This is a genomic window from Nocardia sp. NPDC004415 (assembly GCF_053602435.1).
Map to the genome: position 1 here is coordinate 19,281 of NZ_JBSGDP010000017.1, position 14,929 is coordinate 34,209.

The window sequence follows — 14,929 nt, forward strand, 5'->3', positions numbered from 1 at the left end:
TCGCAGGAAAAGTGTCGCGCGGGGGCCCAGCAGTCTTCTGAAGACCGGCTTAAGACGCGACGTTGTCATCGGGGGCCGCCGGTGCGATATATCGATATGACCGACACACCCTGCGGCGCGCACTGCGCGCGACTGTGCACCAGAGACGGGCTGGCGGCGATGCTGGCCGCCGACCACGGCCTGCTGCACTGGCGGGCGATGCGCAGCCTCGGCGATCGGGGCCTGGCCGAACACGCGGTGCAGGAGACCCTGCTGCGCGGGTGGCGGGCGTGCGGGGTGTTCGACGAGCGCAAAGGCACTGTGCGGGCGTGGCTTTCGACGATCGAGCGGCATGTCCTCATCGATATCGCGCGGGCGCGGGCGGCCCGCCCCGGCGACGTGGGCTGGGACGACATCACCGAGTTGCCTGTCTGTGGCGGACCGGATTTCGCCGAGGGGGTGATCGACGGTCTGCTCGTCGAGCACCTGCTCGCGCTGCTGCCGGAACCGCAGCGGGCGGCGGTGGTCGAGGTGATCCTGCGCGATCGTGGATACCGGGAAGTGGCAGCGGATTTCGGCATTCCGGTGGGCACCGTGAAGACGCGGGTGCACTACGCGCTGCGCTCGCTGCGGCAGTTGCCAGACGTTGCCTGAGTAGGTCCGATTCCCGCTTATCTGGGCGCCTGACCAGCGCTTTTTCCTGTTTTTCCGGCGGTTGCGTTTCGGTAACGGTGCTTGATCTGTGGTAACGCTCGTTGCAAGAGTGAACCAGTGGGTTTGGTGTTACCAATGGGAAGGGAGGGGTGCTCCGGTCCCGGGGTGCCGACCGAACATATGCAACCAAACATCATCAATGCCGGTCTCTGCTCCGCTGTCTCCGCCGCGGTCGTGGTGTCGCTGTCCGGGCTGATGCCCGTGACCGCCCACGCGGCGCCACCCGGGCAGCCCGCCGACAGACTGGTCGGGAAGACGATCTTCCTCGACCCCGGTCATCAAGGACCGAATCACTCCGAGAACCTCAGCCGCCAGGTCGACAACGGCCGCGGCGGCACCAAGGACTGCCAGACCACCGGCATGACCTCGCTGCACGGCATCCCCGAGCACACCATCAACTGGGAGGTCGCGCAGCTGGTCAAGGCGTCGCTCCAGGCGCTGGGCGCCGAGGTGGTGCTCAGCCGCGACGACGACTCCGGCTGGGGCGGATGTGTCGACGATCGGGCCCGCGCGGCCAACGCGTCAGGCGCCCAGATCGCGGTGAGCATCCACGCCGACAGCGCACCCGCCGACCTGAGCGGCTTCCACCTCATCGTGCCGGAACTGCCGATCCCCGACACCGCCGCCGAGCACGCGCAGTCCGGCGCGGGCCGGGCGGCCTCGGCCGCGATACGCGACGCCTACCGCGCCGCCGGTTTCGCCTCGGCCACCTATGCCGGTGTCCAGGAGGGACTGCAGACCAGGGCCGATATCGCGGGCCCCGCGCTGACCCATATCCCGCTGGTCTTCGTCGAGATGGGCAACGGCGCCAACGCCGAGGACGCGGCGCTGCTGGAATCGCGCGACGGACAGCTGAAGCACGCGGTAGCGATCGCCACCGGCGTGGTGGGCTTCCTGATGAACGCACCCGTCGCCGGGACGACTCCGGTCGTCGAACCGGACCGGACCGCGGGCTCGGAGGAAACAACCGCCCCCGACTCCAGCTCGAACGGCACGGAGTCCACCGACGGTGCCGCTCCGACAGAATCCGCCGACTCGGGTGCCGCTCCGACCGAGCCCACGACCGCTTCCCCTGAGGGCACCGGACCCGCGGGTGCGTCCACCGACAGCACTGGCCCGGCTGCGCCGCCCGCCGCGGAGTCCAACGGCTCCGCGGCCCCCGACCAGCCCCACGGTGCCCCCGCACAGGGCGCCGACCCGGCACCGTCGGACCCGGCCGGTGCTCCCGTGCAGGGGACGGACCCGGCATCGCCGGACTCGGCCGGTGCCCCCGCGCAGGGGACGGACCCGGCATCGCCGGACTCGGCCGGTGCCCCCGCGCACGGGACGGACCCGGCATCGCCGGACCCAGCCGGTGCCCCCGCACCGGAACACCCCGCGGCCCCGCTCACGGCCGACCAGGGCGCGTCTCCGTCTGATCAGGGCGCTCCGTCCGGTACCCCGTCCGTCGACTCGGCCCCGGCAGCGGACCCGGCCCCCGCTCCCGCGGACGCCCCGGCTCCGGCAGAGGAACCCGTCCCCGCGGATCCCGCTGCCGCACCGGTCAGCCTGTTCGCCGCCGTCCGTCACCCGGTCGCCGACCCCCCGAAGCCGCCTACCGGTTCCAGCGGCCACCTGTCCATCCCCGGCGAGAAGAAACCGGACCCGGCCACCAACGGCCCGTCCCCCGTCGCCCCGAAGCCCCCGACCGGCTCCACCGGCGGCCTCACCATCCCCGGCGACAACGCGGCGCCGCCCGCAGCCCCGGACGGCACTCGGGAAGCCGTTCCTTCGAATACTCCTGATTCGGCGCCGAATCCAATGACGACATCGGTTCCGTCGGCGACACCGGACGCGGCTCCGGGCCCGCGCGGTGTTCCGGCCCAGGGCCTGGGTGCGGTCCCGGTTCCCACGCCCGGCGCCGGCCGGTCTGCCGTGCCTGACGCCGTCACCACTCCCGGCGCTGCTCCGGCTCCGGCTCAGGGTTTGGGCTTGGTCCCGGTACCCGGTGCGGACGTGGTGCCGACTGCTCCTCCGGCTGGTCTCGATTCTGTTCCGGGGGCGGGTGCGGTTCCGGCGGATTCGGGTTCTGTTCCGGCAGCGCCGAGGTCCGCACCGAGTACCGGTGCCGCGCGGACGACGACCTCCGTCCCGTCCGCCCCGCCGGCTCCGGCGACCACGGCCGACCCCGCTCCGGCGAATTCCGAGCCTGCCGCGCCGCCGCACGCTCCGGTTCCGCCGAAGCAGACTTCGCCCGCGACTCCGGTCGGCCCGATCCCGGCGCGTGCCCCGATCGGGGATCCGGTGCCCGTCCGCACCGCGCCGCCGGGAGCGCCTTCGGCTCCGGCGCCCACCCCGCGCGAGCGTGGTACCACGCCGAAGTCCCAGGCGACACCGGAGGAATCACTGCCCGATGTCAGCTCACTGAGCAGCTCGCTGGGTGGTCCGGTGATGACGATCATGAACCTGCTGATGCCCATGGCTCAGGCCCTCGGCATGGACAACAGCGCCGCCACCAGCCAGTTGATCAACCTCGCCTACACCCTCGCGGGCGTGGTGTTCGGCCCGACGAAGTAATCACGGCATCCGCGCAAGGCGCAGACCCGGCACAGCGGTCGTCACCACGACGGCCGCTGTGCCGTTCGCGTGGCGCGGCTGTCCCCTCGGGGGCCGAGGGAGCGGGCGCCGCGTAGTGGCACCATGGTCGGCGTGATTCCTGTCGTCATAGTCGCGGGCTTTCTGGGGTCGGGGAAGACGACTCTGCTCAACCATCTGCTGCGCAACAATCGCGGCACCCGCATCGGGGTGGTGGTCAACGACTTCGGGTCGGTGAACATCGACGCGATGCTGGTGGCGGGGCAGGTCGACGCGATGGTGTCGATGGGCAACGGGTGCGTGTGTTGCGCGGTGGACGTCTCCGAGCTCGACGATCTGTTCGGCCGGTTGGCCCAGCCTCGCAGCGCGGTGGATGTGATCGTGGTGGAGGCCAGCGGTCTGGCCGAGCCGCGCAATCTGATCCGGATGGTGATCGCCAACCCGAATCCGCGCATCGGGTACGGCGGGCTGGTCGAGGTGGTCGACGCCGAGCAGTTCGGGCAGACCAGCGCGCAGCACCCGGAGCTGGTCTCGCACCTGCGCCTGGCCGACCTGGTGCTGGTGAACAAGGCCGACCGGGTATCGCCGGAGGCCCTCGCCGAGTTGCGTGGGCGGCTGAGCGAATGGGTCGGCCAGGTGCCGGTCCACGCGACGACGCACGGCCGGGTCGACCCCGGCCTGCTCTTCGACGAGCGCACCCCGGAAGCCCCGACAGTCGCCCAGCAGTTGAGTTTCGACTCCCTGCTCGACGAGCACGACCACGATCACGACGAACCAGACCACCGCCATCTCCACGACGACTACGTCACAGTGACGTTCACCAGTGCACACCCGCTGGACCCCCGCGCCCTGGTCACCTTCCTGGAGGACCCGCCGTCAGGACTGTTCCGCGCCAAGGGATTCGTGTCCTTCGCGGTTCCCGGCGAGCGCCGCAAATTCGAGGTGCACCTGGTCGGCCGACACATCGTCTTCACCCCGGGCACCTGGGCGCGCGGCGAACAACGGACATCAACCCTGGTGCTGATCGGCACCGGAATCGACACCGAGCAGGCGCTGAAACGCTTGCGCGACACCGCCGTCGACGGACCGGCGCACACCGACGAACAGGCCATGCTCGGCGTGTGGCGCTACACCCCGAGTGTGGACTAACCGCAGGCGTTGACCCATTCGGAGAGCCCGTCGGCGAACAACTGCCGCTTCCAGATGGGCACTTCGTGTTTGATCCGGTCCACCAGCTCGTGGCAGACGGTGAACGCCTCGGCCCGATGCGGCGCCGCGACCGCGACCACTACGGCCAGATCGCCGATGGTCAGTGAGCCGATGCGATGGGTCGCGGCGACCGGAAGATCGTGGGCCGCAGCCACTTCGGCACACAGCTGCCGCAGGAAGCGTTCCGCCTGCGGGTGCGCGGAGTACTCCAGCGCGCTGACCGCCTGACCGCCGTCGTGATTGCGCACCTTGCCGGTGAACACCACCACCGCGCCGAATTCCGGTCCGTCGACGGCCTGTTCGACCTCGATGGGGTCCAGATCGTCCTCGCGGATCGCGGTCAGCCGGACGAGGCCGTGCTCAGTCATGGTCGCCTCCTCCGGCCACCTGCGCCAGCAGATGATCCAACAACGGTTCCAGCACGGCGATGCCGTCTTTCACGCCACCGGGGGAACCCGGCAGGTTCACTACGACGGTACGTCCTGCCAGGCCCGCCACGCCACGACTCAGTGCCGCCAGTGGGAATTTCGCCGTGCCGCGCTGCCGGATGGCATCGGCGACACCGGGCAGTTCCCGATCGAGCACCGCGCGAGTGGCTTCCGGTGTCGCGTCGGTGGGCGAGGCGCCGGTGCCCCCGGTGGTGACGACCAGCGCGGGCCCGCCGGACAGCGCGTCGGCCAGCCCGGTCGCGATCTCGGCATCGGCGTAGACGAGCGGTCCGCGCACCGAGAAACCCTGCGCGGTAAGCCATTCGGTGAGGACGGGGCCGGTGGTGTCCTCGCGGGTCCCGGCGGCGGTGCGGGTGGAGGCCACCACGACGACCGCCTTCGGTGAACCTGCCACGGCGTCAACGTCATTCGGTTCAACCGCCATCGAGACCGTGGCATCCGTCGGCACGGTGGCGTGGGTGACCTCGGGCGTCGCGACCGCGCCGGGACGACTCTCCGGCCGCACCCAATGCCCGTGCTTGCCACCCTCTTTGGTGACCAGCCGCACCCCGTTCATCACCGCCGCCGGGTCCACCGCCTTCACCATGTCGTGCAGCGTCAGCCCCGCCACCGCGACAGCGGTCAGCGCCTCCATCTCCACCCCGGTCGGCCCGGTCGTCTTGGCCGTCGCCTCGACCGTGATAGACGTCTCGGTGAACCCGAACTCCACCTTCACCGACGACAGCGCCAGCTGATGACACAGCGGGATCAGCTCGGAAGTCTTCTTGGCACCGGCGATTCCGGCCAGGCGCGCGGTGGAGAGCACATCGGCCTTGGGCATCCCGTCGGCCCGCACCAGTGCGATCACCTCGGCCGTGGTCTGCAATTCCCCTGCGGCAACGGCGATCCGGGTGGTGTCGGCCTTCCCGCTCACATCCACCATGCGTGCGCGGCCTTCGCCGTCGACGTGGGACAACTCGCTCATAGCGACAAGATTCGCACAGGGGCGCCCACGCCCAGCGAGGTGACCTCGGACGGGACGTCGACGAGCACATCGGCCCAGGCCATCCCCGCGATCAGGTGCGAGCCGGGCCCGCCGATCACCTCGACCCCGTCGTCGGTGCGCAGGCCGCGCAGGAACTGGCGGCGCCCGGCGGGGGAGCGCAGCGGAGTGAGCAGGGCGGTCTCGCCGGTCGGCGCCGGGGGCAGTCCGCCCAGGGCCCGGATGGCCGGACGCGCGAACACCGCGTAGGACACCATCGTGCTCACCGGATTGCCGGGGAAGCTGAGTACAGGGACGCCGTCGACCACGGTGTAGCCCTGTGGTCCGCCCGGTTGCACGGCGACCGAGCCGAAGGTGCCGCCCAGCGGCTCGAGCACGTCCTTGACCACCTCGAAATCGCCCTTGGACACCCCGCCGGAGGTGAACACCACGTCGGCGGCCGCGGTGGCGGCGTGCAGCGCGGCGGTGAACCGGGCCGGGTCGTCGGTGCTGTGCGCGATATCGACCACGTCGACCTCGTCGGCCCGCAGCGCGGCGGCCAGCGCGATCCCGTTCGAGTTGAAGATCTGTCCCGGCGCGAGCTCGCTGCCCGCCGGGCGTAACTCGTCGCCGGTGGTCAGGCACACCGCGCGCAGCCTGGTTCGCACCGGCACGGTGGGCAGGCCGACGGCGGCCAGCGCGGCGATGTGCCGGGGCGCCAGCACGGTGCCCGCCCGCGCCACCAGCGCGCCCACCCGCACATCGGTGCCCGCCTCACGGACGAACTCACCGCGCCCGCGTCCCCGTTCCACGACGATCCGCTGCGGCCCGGCCTGCACGTCCTCCACCGGGATCACGCAGTCGGCGCCGGGCGGCATGGGCGCGCCCGTCATGACCTTCAGCGCCGATCCGACGGGCAGCTCCGCACCGGCTCCGCCCGCGGCGATCACCCCGGCGACCGGCAGTTCCACCGGCGTGACGGTCACGTCGGCCGCACGCACCGCGTACCCGTCCATGGCCGAGTTGCGGAACACCGGCAGATCGATCGGCGAGAGCACGTCGGCGGCGAGGACGCGACCGAGCGCGCCGGGCACCGGGACCTGTTCGTCCTGGCGGTCGGCGAGCGGGGCCAGCAGCGCGGCGACGGTCTCGCGGTACTCGTCGACGCTGCGGGCCGACGCGGTGGCGGGCCGGGGAGTCATGGTCCCAGCCTAATCGCCGCCGGACCGGCGCGTTCTGCGCGCGTGGCTCACCGCGCGGGGTAGCTTGCGGTGAGCTGACGAGTTCGCGACCAATCGGCCCGCCGCACCGATCGTGCTGGGCCTTACGGGTCATACTAGAGAGATGACGTTGGTCGAGATGGGGATTCCCGCTGTGCGAACGGAGCTGCCGTCCCTCGACGGCAGGCCCGACACGCCTTTCCTCGTCGACCGCTTCGGCCGTGTCGCCCGCGATCTGCGCGTGTCCATCACCGAGAAGTGCTCGCTGCGCTGCACCTACTGCATGCCCGAGGAGGGCCTGCCGCCGATCCCGCGCCAGGAACTGCTCACCACCGACGAGATCGTGCGCCTGGTGTCGCTGGCGGTGCGCGAGCTCGGAGTCCGCGAGGTGCGCTTCACCGGCGGGGAGCCGCTGATGCGCCGTGAACTGGAGGACATCGTCGCGGGCTGTCACGCGGCCGTGCCCGACACGCCGCTGGCCATGACCACCAACGGCGTCGGCCTCGAACACCGGGTACGCGCGCTCGCCGCGGCGGGCCTGTCGCGGGTCAATGTCTCCCTCGACACCGTCGACCGCCTCGACTTCACCCGCCTGACCCGCCGCGACCGCCTCGAATCGGTACTCAACGGCATCCGCGCCGCCCGCGACACCGGGCTGGCCCCGGTGAAGGTGAACGCCGTGCTGATGCGGCAGAACCTGGCGGGCGCGCCCGACCTGCTGGCCTGGTGCATCGCCGAGGGCTGCGAACTGCGGTTCATCGAGGAGATGCCGCTCGACGCCGACCACGAATGGGCCCGCGACCACATGGTCACCGCGGCCGACCTGCTCGATGTGCTCGGCGCCCGCTTCACCCTCACCCCCACCGCCCGCGCCGACCCCTCGGCTCCGGCGGAGAAATGGCTGGTCGACGGCGGTCCGGCGACGGTGGGCATCATCGCCACCGTCACCCGCAAGTTCTGCGACAACTGCGACCGCACCCGCCTCACCGCCGACGGCATGCTGCGCTCGTGCCTGTTCAGCGACCAGGAGTTCGACGTGCGCACCGTGCTGCGGGCTGGCGCGAACGACGACGAGGTCGCCGAGCTGTGGCGCGGCGCGATGTGGCAGAAGTGGGCCGGACACGGTATCGACGCCGCCGGCTTCGTCCCCCCGGAACGCACGATGGGAGCCATCGGTGGTTGAGGTCCGCTACTTCGCCGCGATCGCCGACGCGGTCGGCAAGAACACCGAATCACTCGACCTGCCCGTGGGCGCCACCGTCGCCGATCTACGCGCCACCCTGGCGGCCACCTACGGCACCGAGGTCGACACGCTGGTCCGCGTGTGCGCCTTCCTCATCGGCGACGAACTCACCCGCGACCCGGCGGCCATGCTGGTCGAGCGCGTCGACGTGCTGCCGCCGTTCGCGGGCGGCTGAGCATGGTCCAGAGCCGCGCCACCGACGTCGCGACCTACCTCGCCGAGCTCCCGCCCGAACGCCGCGCGGCCCTGACCCGGCTGCGTGAGCTGTGCCTGGCCGAGCTGCCCGGTTTCACCGAGGTGATGGCCTACGGCATGCCCGCCTATGAACGCGACGGTGTCGGCGAGATCGCCTTCGCCGCCCAGAAGCAGTACATCTCCTTCTACCTGCTGCGCACCGACGTGCGCGACGCCCTCGCCGACCGCCTCGCCGGACACGACATGGGCAAGGGCTGCCTGCGCTTCCGCAAGGACCCGGACTACGACCTGGTCCGGGACCTGCTGCGCGCCACCGCGTCCGGCGAGGGAGTCAGCTGCTGAGGGTGCTCAGCGCCACCAGGTGTCGAGCGGGGTGACCGGCACCGTGCGCTTGTGCCGGGTGTTGGTGAAGATCGACTCCAGCCGCGCGGCCACCTCGGGCGCCACGTCCTTGCCCTCGAGGTAGTCGTCGATCTCGCTGTAGCGCAGGCCGAGCGCCTCCTCGTCGGGCAGCGCCGGGCGGTCGTCCTCGAGATCGGCGGTGGGCACCTTCGACCACACGCTCGACGGCGCGCCGAGTTCCTGCAGCAGCGCCGCGCCCTGGCGTTTGGTGAGCCCGGTGAGCGGGGTCAGGTCGACGCCACCGTCGCCGAACTTGGTGAAGAAACCGGTGACCGCCTCGGCGGCGTGATCGGTGCCGACGACCAGCAGGTTCTCCTGCCCGGCCAGCGCGTACTGGGCGACCATCCGCTCGCGGGCCTTGATGTTGCCGCGCACGAAGTCGCGCAGCCGTTCGTGGTCGAGCGCACCGGCCACCTCGGCGGCCACCGCGTCGGCGCCGGGGCGGATGTTCACCACCACGCAGCGATCGGGGTCGACGAAGTTCAGGGCGATCTGCGCGTCGTGCTCGTCGGCCTGCACGCCGTAGGGCAGGCGCACGGCCAGGAAGGTGGCCTCGGTGTCCTCGGCGCGCAGTTCCTCGGCGGCGAGCTGGCACAGCCGACCGGCCAGCGAGCTGTCCTGGCCGCCGCTGATACCGAGGACGAAGCCCTTGGCCGGGGTGCTGCGCAGATAGTCCTTGAGGAAGTCGACGCGGCGGCGGACCTCCTGCTTGGGCTCGATCTCGGGCAGCACACCCAGTTCGGTGATGATCTGTTCACGCAGTGTCGCCATGCCGTCTCACTCTACTTGTGCGGCAGGCGAAACAACCCGGCGAACGAGCCATTCCCAGTTGTCGCCGATCTGGTCGCGGGTGAAGCCGAGCGCGTCGATCTGGTGGGTGACCAGCGCCGCGGTGAGGGTGGCCAGCAGGGAGTCGGCGATCAGGGGGAGTGACCCGCGCACCCCGGCCGCCTGGAGCAGCAACTGGACGTGCGCCTTGTGCAGTCCGTAGGGGCCGCCGCCGAAACGGGCGTCGCCCTGCTCGGCGGCCCGGTGCAGATCGCCTTCGACCTCGATGTCGAGCAACCGGGTGCGTCCGAAGGCGATGAGCCGGTCGACCGGCTCGGCGGCGGGCCCGAGCGGGGCGGGGCCGAACATGAACGACGCCTGGAACTTCTGCTCGGAGTGGTCGAGCAGGGCGAGCATCAGGCCGGTGCGGTTGCCGAAGCGGCGGAACACGGTCCCCTTGCCCACGCCCGCGCGCTTGGCCAGCGCGTCCATCGTCAGCCCGTCGACACCGTGCTCGCGCACCAGCTGCTGGGCGGCGTCGAGCAGCAGGGCGCGATTGCGGGCGGCGTCGGCGCGCTCGATGGGCTCGGCGCTGCCGGGCAGGAGCTGCCCGATCGGCAGCAAGGGCGGCTCGTCCGACTTCGGTGTGCCGTAGCTCACGCCGCTCACACGTCCTCCGCGGGAAGTAATCGGACCTCGGTCCGGTTATTGTCGGATGAATCTTAGAAACATCCCCACCTACTGAGTACACCAGGAGTTGCCATGAGCGAGACCCGCATCCTCACTCTCGTCGGAAGCCTGCGCGCGGGCTCGATCAACCGCCGCCTGGCCGAAGCCGCCGCGCAGACCGCGCCCGAGGGTGCCGAGGTCTCGATCTACGAGGGCCTGGCCGAGCTGCCCTTCTACAACGAGGACATCGACGTGCCCGGTCAGGTGCCCGCGCAGGCCGAGGCGCTGCGCGCGGCCGTGGCCGAGGCGGGCGCGATCCTGCTGGTGACCCCCGAATACAACGGCACCCTGCCCGCCGTGCTGAAGAACGCCATCGACTGGGCCTCGCGCCCGTACGGCGCAGGCGCGATCAAGGGCAAGCCGGTCGCCGTGGTGAGCGCGTCGATCTCCCCGAACGCCGCCGCCTGGGCGCACGGCGACACCGTCAAGTCCGTCGGCGTGGCCGGTGGTGTGGTCGTCGAGGCGGCTGTCGCGCAGTTCGGCGGCATCGGTGAGCGCTTCGGCGCGACCCACCCGGCCGAGGACGCCGAGGCGCTGACCCAGCTCGGCGCGGTCGTGCACGAACTGGTGGCCGCGGCGGACGCGGTGGCCGTCACCGCGTAAGCTGTCCCACGGCTCTGACAGGGGCGTCGCATCCGTTCGCGGAGGCGACGCCCCTTCGCCGTCCCCGGGGTTTGCTGAAGACTCGCCGAGATGCGAAATCGTGATCTGGGCCACTGTTTCACCAGCGTGTCGATCGCGCGTCCTGGGACTTACCGCGTGGGAATTACATCTGTGCGACTCGCAACACCTTGTGTTGTTCCAATCTGTCGGCCACTAGGTGTAGTGTCTTCGGTACTGGAAGACGGTACGAAGCCACCACTGATCGGGCCCAAGGGAAGGGGTTACGAGCAGGGCTTTCTTCGCCAGATCCAGGAGTTTGCGCAGCATCACCGTTCGTGCTTTGCATACGGATCTCAGGCTGTGGATCAGGCATAGGAGAGGGAGAACCCAGATGACCGTCACCGTGTACACCAAGCCCGCGTGCGTCCAGTGCAACGCCACCTACAAGGCGCTCGACAAGGTCGGGGTGGAGTACGACATCATCGACATCTCCGAGAACGCCGAGGCGCGCGACTACGTCATGGCGCTCGGGTACCTGCAGGCGCCGGTCGTCGTCGCCGGCGAGGACCACTGGTCGGGCTTCCGTCCCGACCGCATCAAGTCGCTCGCCGTCGCGGCCGCCTAGGACTTCGCCGGAAGGAGGCGCCATGCCCGAGCGGAGCACTCCGGGCGGGCTGGTCTACTTCTCCAGCGCTTCGGAGAACACTCGTCGTTTCGTCGAGAAGCTGGGTCTCCCGGCCACTCGGCTACCACTGCACACCGCTGAATCGCTGCGCGTCGACGAACCCTACGTGCTGATCACCCCCACCTACGGGGGTGGTCGGCACGTCATGGGGGGACAACGTCCCGACAAGGACCTCGTACCGCGGCAGGTCGCCAAGTTCCTCAACGACCCGCACAACCGCGCGCTGCTGCGCGGGGTGATCGCGGCCGGAAACACGAACTTCGGCGATACCTATTGCGCTGCGGGCGACATCATCTCGCGCAAATGCGGGGTGCCGTACCTGTATCGCTTCGAACTCATGGGAACCGCTGAGGACGTCGCGCGCGTCCGAGAGGGATTGGGATTGTTTTGGCAACAGCAACCACAGCACCGGCAGGCAAGTCAGCCCGTCTAGAGCAGGCCGCGGTGCGTGCCGACGCGGGCGAGGTCCTGGACTACCACGCCCTCAACGCCATGCTGAACCTGTACGGCCCCGACGGCGAGATCCAGTTCGACAAGGATCGCGAGGCCGCGCACCAGTACTTCCTGCAGCACGTCAACCAGAACACGGTCTTCTTCCACAACCTGGACGAGAAGCTCGACTACCTGGTCGAGGAGAACTACTACGAGGCCGAGGTGCTCGACCAGTACGGTCGCCCCTTCGTCAAGCAGCTGTTCCAGCAGGCCTACGCCAAGAAGTTCCGGTTCCCCACCTTCCTCGGCGCGTTCAAGTACTACACCTCCTACACCCTCAAGACCTTCGACGGTAAGCGCTACCTGGAGCGTTTCGAGGACCGTGTCGTCATGGTCGCGCTGACCCTGGCCGCCGGTGACGAGGTGCTCGCGGGCAAGCTGGTCGACGAGATCATCGACGGCCGCTTCCAGCCCGCCACCCCCACCTTCCTCAACTCCGGCAAGAAGCAGCGCGGCGAGCCCGTGTCCTGCTTCCTGCTGCGCATCGAGGACAACATGGAGTCGATCGGTCGCTCCATCAACTCCGCGCTGCAGCTGTCCAAGCGTGGCGGCGGTGTCGCCCTGCTGCTGAGCAACATCCGTGAGCACGGCGCGCCGATCAAGAAGATCGAGAACCAGAGTTCGGGTGTCATCCCGATCATGAAGCTGCTCGAGGACTCGTTCTCCTACGCCAACCAGCTCGGCGCGCGGCAGGGCGCGGGCGCGGTGTACCTGCACGCGCACCACCCCGACATCTACCGCTTCCTCGACACCAAGCGCGAGAACGCCGACGAGAAGATCCGCATCAAGACCCTCTCGCTGGGTGTGGTGATCCCCGACATCACCTTCGAGTTGGCGAAGAAGAACGAGGACATGTACCTGTTCTCGCCCTACGACGTCGAGCGCATCTACGGCAAGCCGTTCGCCGATGTCGACGTCACCGAGAAGTACTACGAGATGGTCGACGACAAGCGCATCCGCAAGTCGAAGATCAAGGCGCGCGAGTTCTTCCAGACCATCGCCGAGCTGCAGTTCGAGTCCGGCTACCCGTACATCATGTACGAGGACACCGTGAACCGGGCCAACCCGATCGCGGGCAAGATCACCCACTCGAACCTGTGCTCGGAGATCCTGCAGGTCTCCACCCCCTCGGAGTTCAACGACGACCTGTCCTACTCCAAGGTCGGCAAGGACATCTCCTGCAACCTGGGCTCGCTCAATATCGCCAAGGCCATGGACTCGCCCGACTTCGGCCAGACCATCGAGACCTCGATCCGCGCCCTGACCGCCGTCTCCGACCAGACGCACATCTACTCGGTGCCCTCGATCGAGCAGGGCAACAACGAGTCCCACGCCATCGGCCTGGGCCAGATGAACCTGCACGGCTACCTCGCCCGTGAGCGCGTTCACTACGGCTCCGAAGAGGGTGTGGACTTCACCAACATCTACTTCTACACCGTGGTCTACCACGCGATCCGGGCCTCGAACCTGATCGCCAAGGAGCGCGGCAGCGCCTTCGGCGGCTTCGCCGACTCCAAGTACGCCTCGGGCGAATACTTCGACAAGTACACCGACCAGGTGTGGGAACCCAAGACCGCCAAGGTCGCCCAGCTCTTCGCCGACGCCGGTGTGCACATCCCCACCCAGGACGACTGGCGTGAGCTGAAGGCCTCGGTGCAGGAGTTCGGCATCTACAACCAGAACCTGCAGGCCGTCCCGCCGACCGGTTCGATCTCCTACATCAACCACTCCACCAGCTCGATCCACCCGGTGGCCTCGAAGATCGAGATCCGCAAGGAAGGCAAGATCGGCCGCGTCTACTACCCGGCCCCGTACCTCGACAACGACAACCTCGAGTACTACGACGACGCCTACGAAATCGGCTACGAGAAGATCATCGACACCTACGCCGCCGCCACCCAGCACGTAGACCAGGGCCTGTCCCTGACCCTGTTCTTCAAGGACACCGCCACCACCCGCGACCTCAACAGGGCCCAGATCTACGCCTGGCGCAAGGGAATCAAGACCCTGTACTACATCCGCCTGCGCCAGATGGCCCTCGAAGGGACCGAGGTGGAGGGCTGCGTCAGCTGCATGCTATGAGATGACACATCACGAAAAGGGCGGTCTCCCTGGAGAGGCCGCCCTTTTTCTGTCAGCCGATGCTGCCGAATATGTCGAAGCAGGACCAGCCGCCGCGGAACCATTGGGTGACGAGTTGCCACAGGGACGGGTGGGTGCCGTCGGCGCGGCGCAGGCGCAGGCCGAAGGAGCATTTGCCGATGGTGGTGTGGGTGAGGTGCTGGATGATCGTGCGGTGCAGGAAGGACGCGCCGAGCCAGGCGGCGAGGCCGTAGAGGACGGCGGTGGGGCCGGCGGCGAGGTACCAGGCGGTGGCGCCGATGGCGGCGTGCAGGGTCGCGTCGATGAGAAAGGCGGCGATCACGCCGGTCTCCGCGCCGCTGGATGTCGTTCCGGTGAGCGGGAATTCACTCTTCGGAGACGCCGGTGCGGCGGGCTCGCGGGGGACGTAGGCCAGTCGTCCGTCGGCGTCGCGCTCGTATCGGCCGTGTCGCGCCGCGGGCCGGATCGGTGCTGCAGTGCTCATGGGGTCAGCGTGGTGCACCGCGCTTAACAGGCACCCGGTGCAGTCCTTGTACCGCAACCTCCGGTCGAATTGTCGTCTCAACGACCGATATTCCGCACCGCCGCGGCCCGGTGCGATCG

General features: G+C 69.3%; 16 protein-coding genes. 10 read left to right on the forward strand and 6 right to left on the reverse strand.

Annotated elements, in window-relative coordinates; translation table 11 throughout:
• Window positions 1–96: 96 nt before the first annotated feature.
• From ACWEMY_RS10950 to ACWEMY_RS10960, 3 genes are all read left to right on the forward strand, one after another.
• Complete coding sequence (locus ACWEMY_RS10950) at window positions 97–633, forward strand: sigma-70 family RNA polymerase sigma factor (RefSeq protein ID WP_452389837.1); 537 nt, start codon at window positions 97–99, stop codon at window positions 631–633.
• A gap of 180 nt (window positions 634–813) precedes the next feature.
• Window positions 814–3,249, forward strand: a complete 2,436-nt coding sequence (locus ACWEMY_RS10955) for an N-acetylmuramoyl-L-alanine amidase (RefSeq protein WP_452389838.1) — start codon at window positions 814–816, stop codon at window positions 3,247–3,249.
• A gap of 123 nt (window positions 3,250–3,372) precedes the next feature.
• The gene (locus ACWEMY_RS10960) at window positions 3,373–4,416 is read left to right on the forward strand and encodes a CobW family GTP-binding protein (RefSeq protein WP_452389839.1); all 1,044 of its coding nucleotides are present in this window, start codon (window positions 3,373–3,375) and stop codon (window positions 4,414–4,416) included.
• On the opposite strand, the gene ACWEMY_RS10965 is transcribed toward ACWEMY_RS10960, so the two are convergent.
• From ACWEMY_RS10965 to ACWEMY_RS10975, 3 genes are read right to left on the reverse strand one after another with little or no spacing between them, the layout of a single operon-like run.
• The gene (locus tag ACWEMY_RS10965) at window positions 4,413–4,844 is read right to left on the reverse strand and encodes a molybdenum cofactor biosynthesis protein MoaE (protein ID WP_452389840.1); all 432 of its coding nucleotides are present in this window, start codon (window positions 4,842–4,844) and stop codon (window positions 4,413–4,415) included. The genes ACWEMY_RS10960 and ACWEMY_RS10965 overlap by 4 nt on opposite strands.
• A complete protein-coding gene (moaCB, locus tag ACWEMY_RS10970; RefSeq protein ID WP_452389841.1) occupies window positions 4,837–5,889 on the reverse strand; it encodes a bifunctional molybdenum cofactor biosynthesis protein MoaC/MoaB in 1,053 nt (350 codons plus the stop codon). The genes ACWEMY_RS10965 and moaCB overlap by 8 nt, the downstream gene beginning before the upstream one ends.
• Entirely contained in the window at window positions 5,886–7,088 is a 1,203-nt protein-coding gene (locus ACWEMY_RS10975; RefSeq protein WP_452389842.1) for a molybdopterin molybdotransferase MoeA, read from the reverse strand. Before ACWEMY_RS10975 ends, moaCB begins: the two co-directional genes overlap by 4 nt.
• Window positions 7,089–7,230: 142 nt before the next feature.
• On the opposite strand from ACWEMY_RS10975, the gene moaA reads away from it, so the two are divergent.
• The 3 genes from moaA to ACWEMY_RS10990 are packed head-to-tail and all read left to right on the forward strand — an operon-like array spanning window position 7,231 to window position 8,886.
• The gene (gene moaA, locus ACWEMY_RS10980; protein ID WP_452389843.1) at window positions 7,231–8,289 is read left to right on the forward strand and encodes a GTP 3',8-cyclase MoaA; all 1,059 of its coding nucleotides are present in this window, start codon (window positions 7,231–7,233) and stop codon (window positions 8,287–8,289) included.
• Window positions 8,282–8,524 (forward strand): MoaD/ThiS family protein, encoded by a 243-nt coding sequence (locus ACWEMY_RS10985; RefSeq protein WP_375929456.1) that lies wholly within the window; start codon window positions 8,282–8,284, stop codon window positions 8,522–8,524. The genes moaA and ACWEMY_RS10985 overlap by 8 nt, the downstream gene beginning before the upstream one ends.
• Before the next feature lie 2 nt (window positions 8,525–8,526).
• Complete coding sequence (locus tag ACWEMY_RS10990; protein ID WP_452389844.1) at window positions 8,527–8,886, forward strand: iron chaperone; 360 nt, start codon at window positions 8,527–8,529, stop codon at window positions 8,884–8,886.
• 6 nt (window positions 8,887–8,892) lie between these two features.
• On the opposite strand, the gene nadE is transcribed toward ACWEMY_RS10990, so the two are convergent.
• On the reverse strand, window positions 8,893–9,717 hold the full coding sequence (gene nadE / locus ACWEMY_RS10995; protein ID WP_452389845.1) for an ammonia-dependent NAD(+) synthetase: 825 nt from the start codon (window positions 9,715–9,717) through the stop codon (window positions 8,893–8,895).
• A 6-nt stretch (window positions 9,718–9,723) separates the two neighbouring features.
• A complete protein-coding gene (locus tag ACWEMY_RS11000) occupies window positions 9,724–10,383 on the reverse strand; it encodes a TetR/AcrR family transcriptional regulator (RefSeq protein WP_452389846.1) in 660 nt (219 codons plus the stop codon).
• A 93-nt stretch (window positions 10,384–10,476) separates the two neighbouring features.
• Here ACWEMY_RS11000 and ACWEMY_RS11005 point away from each other — a divergent pair, with 93 nt between their 5' ends.
• The 4 genes from ACWEMY_RS11005 to nrdE all read left to right on the forward strand — a co-directional run bounded on the left by ACWEMY_RS11005 (window position 10,477) and on the right by nrdE (window position 14,305).
• The gene (locus tag ACWEMY_RS11005; protein WP_452389847.1) at window positions 10,477–11,046 is read left to right on the forward strand and encodes an NAD(P)H-dependent oxidoreductase; all 570 of its coding nucleotides are present in this window, start codon (window positions 10,477–10,479) and stop codon (window positions 11,044–11,046) included.
• Between the two features lie 391 nt (window positions 11,047–11,437).
• On the forward strand, window positions 11,438–11,671 hold the full coding sequence (gene nrdH, locus ACWEMY_RS11010; RefSeq protein WP_375929451.1) for a glutaredoxin-like protein NrdH: 234 nt from the start codon (window positions 11,438–11,440) through the stop codon (window positions 11,669–11,671).
• Between the two features lie 22 nt (window positions 11,672–11,693).
• Complete coding sequence (nrdI, locus tag ACWEMY_RS11015) at window positions 11,694–12,164, forward strand: class Ib ribonucleoside-diphosphate reductase assembly flavoprotein NrdI (protein WP_452389848.1); 471 nt, start codon at window positions 11,694–11,696, stop codon at window positions 12,162–12,164.
• Between the two features lie 59 nt (window positions 12,165–12,223).
• Complete coding sequence (gene nrdE / locus ACWEMY_RS11020; protein ID WP_452389896.1) at window positions 12,224–14,305, forward strand: class 1b ribonucleoside-diphosphate reductase subunit alpha; 2,082 nt, start codon at window positions 12,224–12,226, stop codon at window positions 14,303–14,305.
• Window positions 14,306–14,357: 52 nt separating this feature from the next.
• Here nrdE and ACWEMY_RS11025 read toward each other — a convergent pair whose 3' ends face one another.
• Window positions 14,358–14,810: an RDD family protein gene (locus ACWEMY_RS11025; RefSeq protein WP_452389849.1), complete on the reverse strand. Its 453-nt coding sequence runs from the start codon at window positions 14,808–14,810 to the stop codon at window positions 14,358–14,360.
• Window positions 14,811–14,929: the final 119 nt, after the last annotated feature.

What these genes read in the sequence shown, in the direction of transcription:
- nrdH (WP_375929451.1), top strand. Translation starts at nt 11,438, where the DNA reads ATGACCGTCACCGTGTACACCAAGCCCGCGTGCGTCCAGTGCAACGCC.
- nrdE (WP_452389896.1), top strand. Translation starts at nt 12,224, where the DNA reads ATGCTGAACCTGTACGGCCCCGACGGCGAGATCCAGTTCGACAAGGAT.
- ACWEMY_RS10965 (WP_452389840.1), bottom strand. Translation starts at nt 4,844, where the DNA reads ATGACTGAGCACGGCCTCGTCCGGCTGACCGCGATCCGCGAGGACGAT.
- nrdI (WP_452389848.1), top strand. Translation starts at nt 11,694, where the DNA reads ATGCCCGAGCGGAGCACTCCGGGCGGGCTGGTCTACTTCTCCAGCGCT.
- ACWEMY_RS10990 (WP_452389844.1), top strand. Translation starts at nt 8,527, where the DNA reads ATGGTCCAGAGCCGCGCCACCGACGTCGCGACCTACCTCGCCGAGCTC.
- moaA (WP_452389843.1), top strand. Translation starts at nt 7,231, where the DNA reads ATGACGTTGGTCGAGATGGGGATTCCCGCTGTGCGAACGGAGCTGCCG.
- ACWEMY_RS10975 (WP_452389842.1), bottom strand. Translation starts at nt 7,088, where the DNA reads ATGACTCCCCGGCCCGCCACCGCGTCGGCCCGCAGCGTCGACGAGTAC.
- moaCB (WP_452389841.1), bottom strand. Translation starts at nt 5,889, where the DNA reads ATGAGCGAGTTGTCCCACGTCGACGGCGAAGGCCGCGCACGCATGGTG.
- ACWEMY_RS10960 (WP_452389839.1), top strand. Translation starts at nt 3,373, where the DNA reads ATGGTCGGCGTGATTCCTGTCGTCATAGTCGCGGGCTTTCTGGGGTCG.
- ACWEMY_RS11025 (WP_452389849.1), bottom strand. Translation starts at nt 14,810, where the DNA reads ATGAGCACTGCAGCACCGATCCGGCCCGCGGCGCGACACGGCCGATAC.
- ACWEMY_RS11005 (WP_452389847.1), top strand. Translation starts at nt 10,477, where the DNA reads ATGAGCGAGACCCGCATCCTCACTCTCGTCGGAAGCCTGCGCGCGGGC.
- ACWEMY_RS10955 (WP_452389838.1), top strand. Translation starts at nt 814, where the DNA reads ATGCAACCAAACATCATCAATGCCGGTCTCTGCTCCGCTGTCTCCGCC.
- nadE (WP_452389845.1), bottom strand. Translation starts at nt 9,717, where the DNA reads ATGGCGACACTGCGTGAACAGATCATCACCGAACTGGGTGTGCTGCCC.
- ACWEMY_RS10950 (WP_452389837.1), top strand. Translation starts at nt 97, where the DNA reads ATGACCGACACACCCTGCGGCGCGCACTGCGCGCGACTGTGCACCAGA.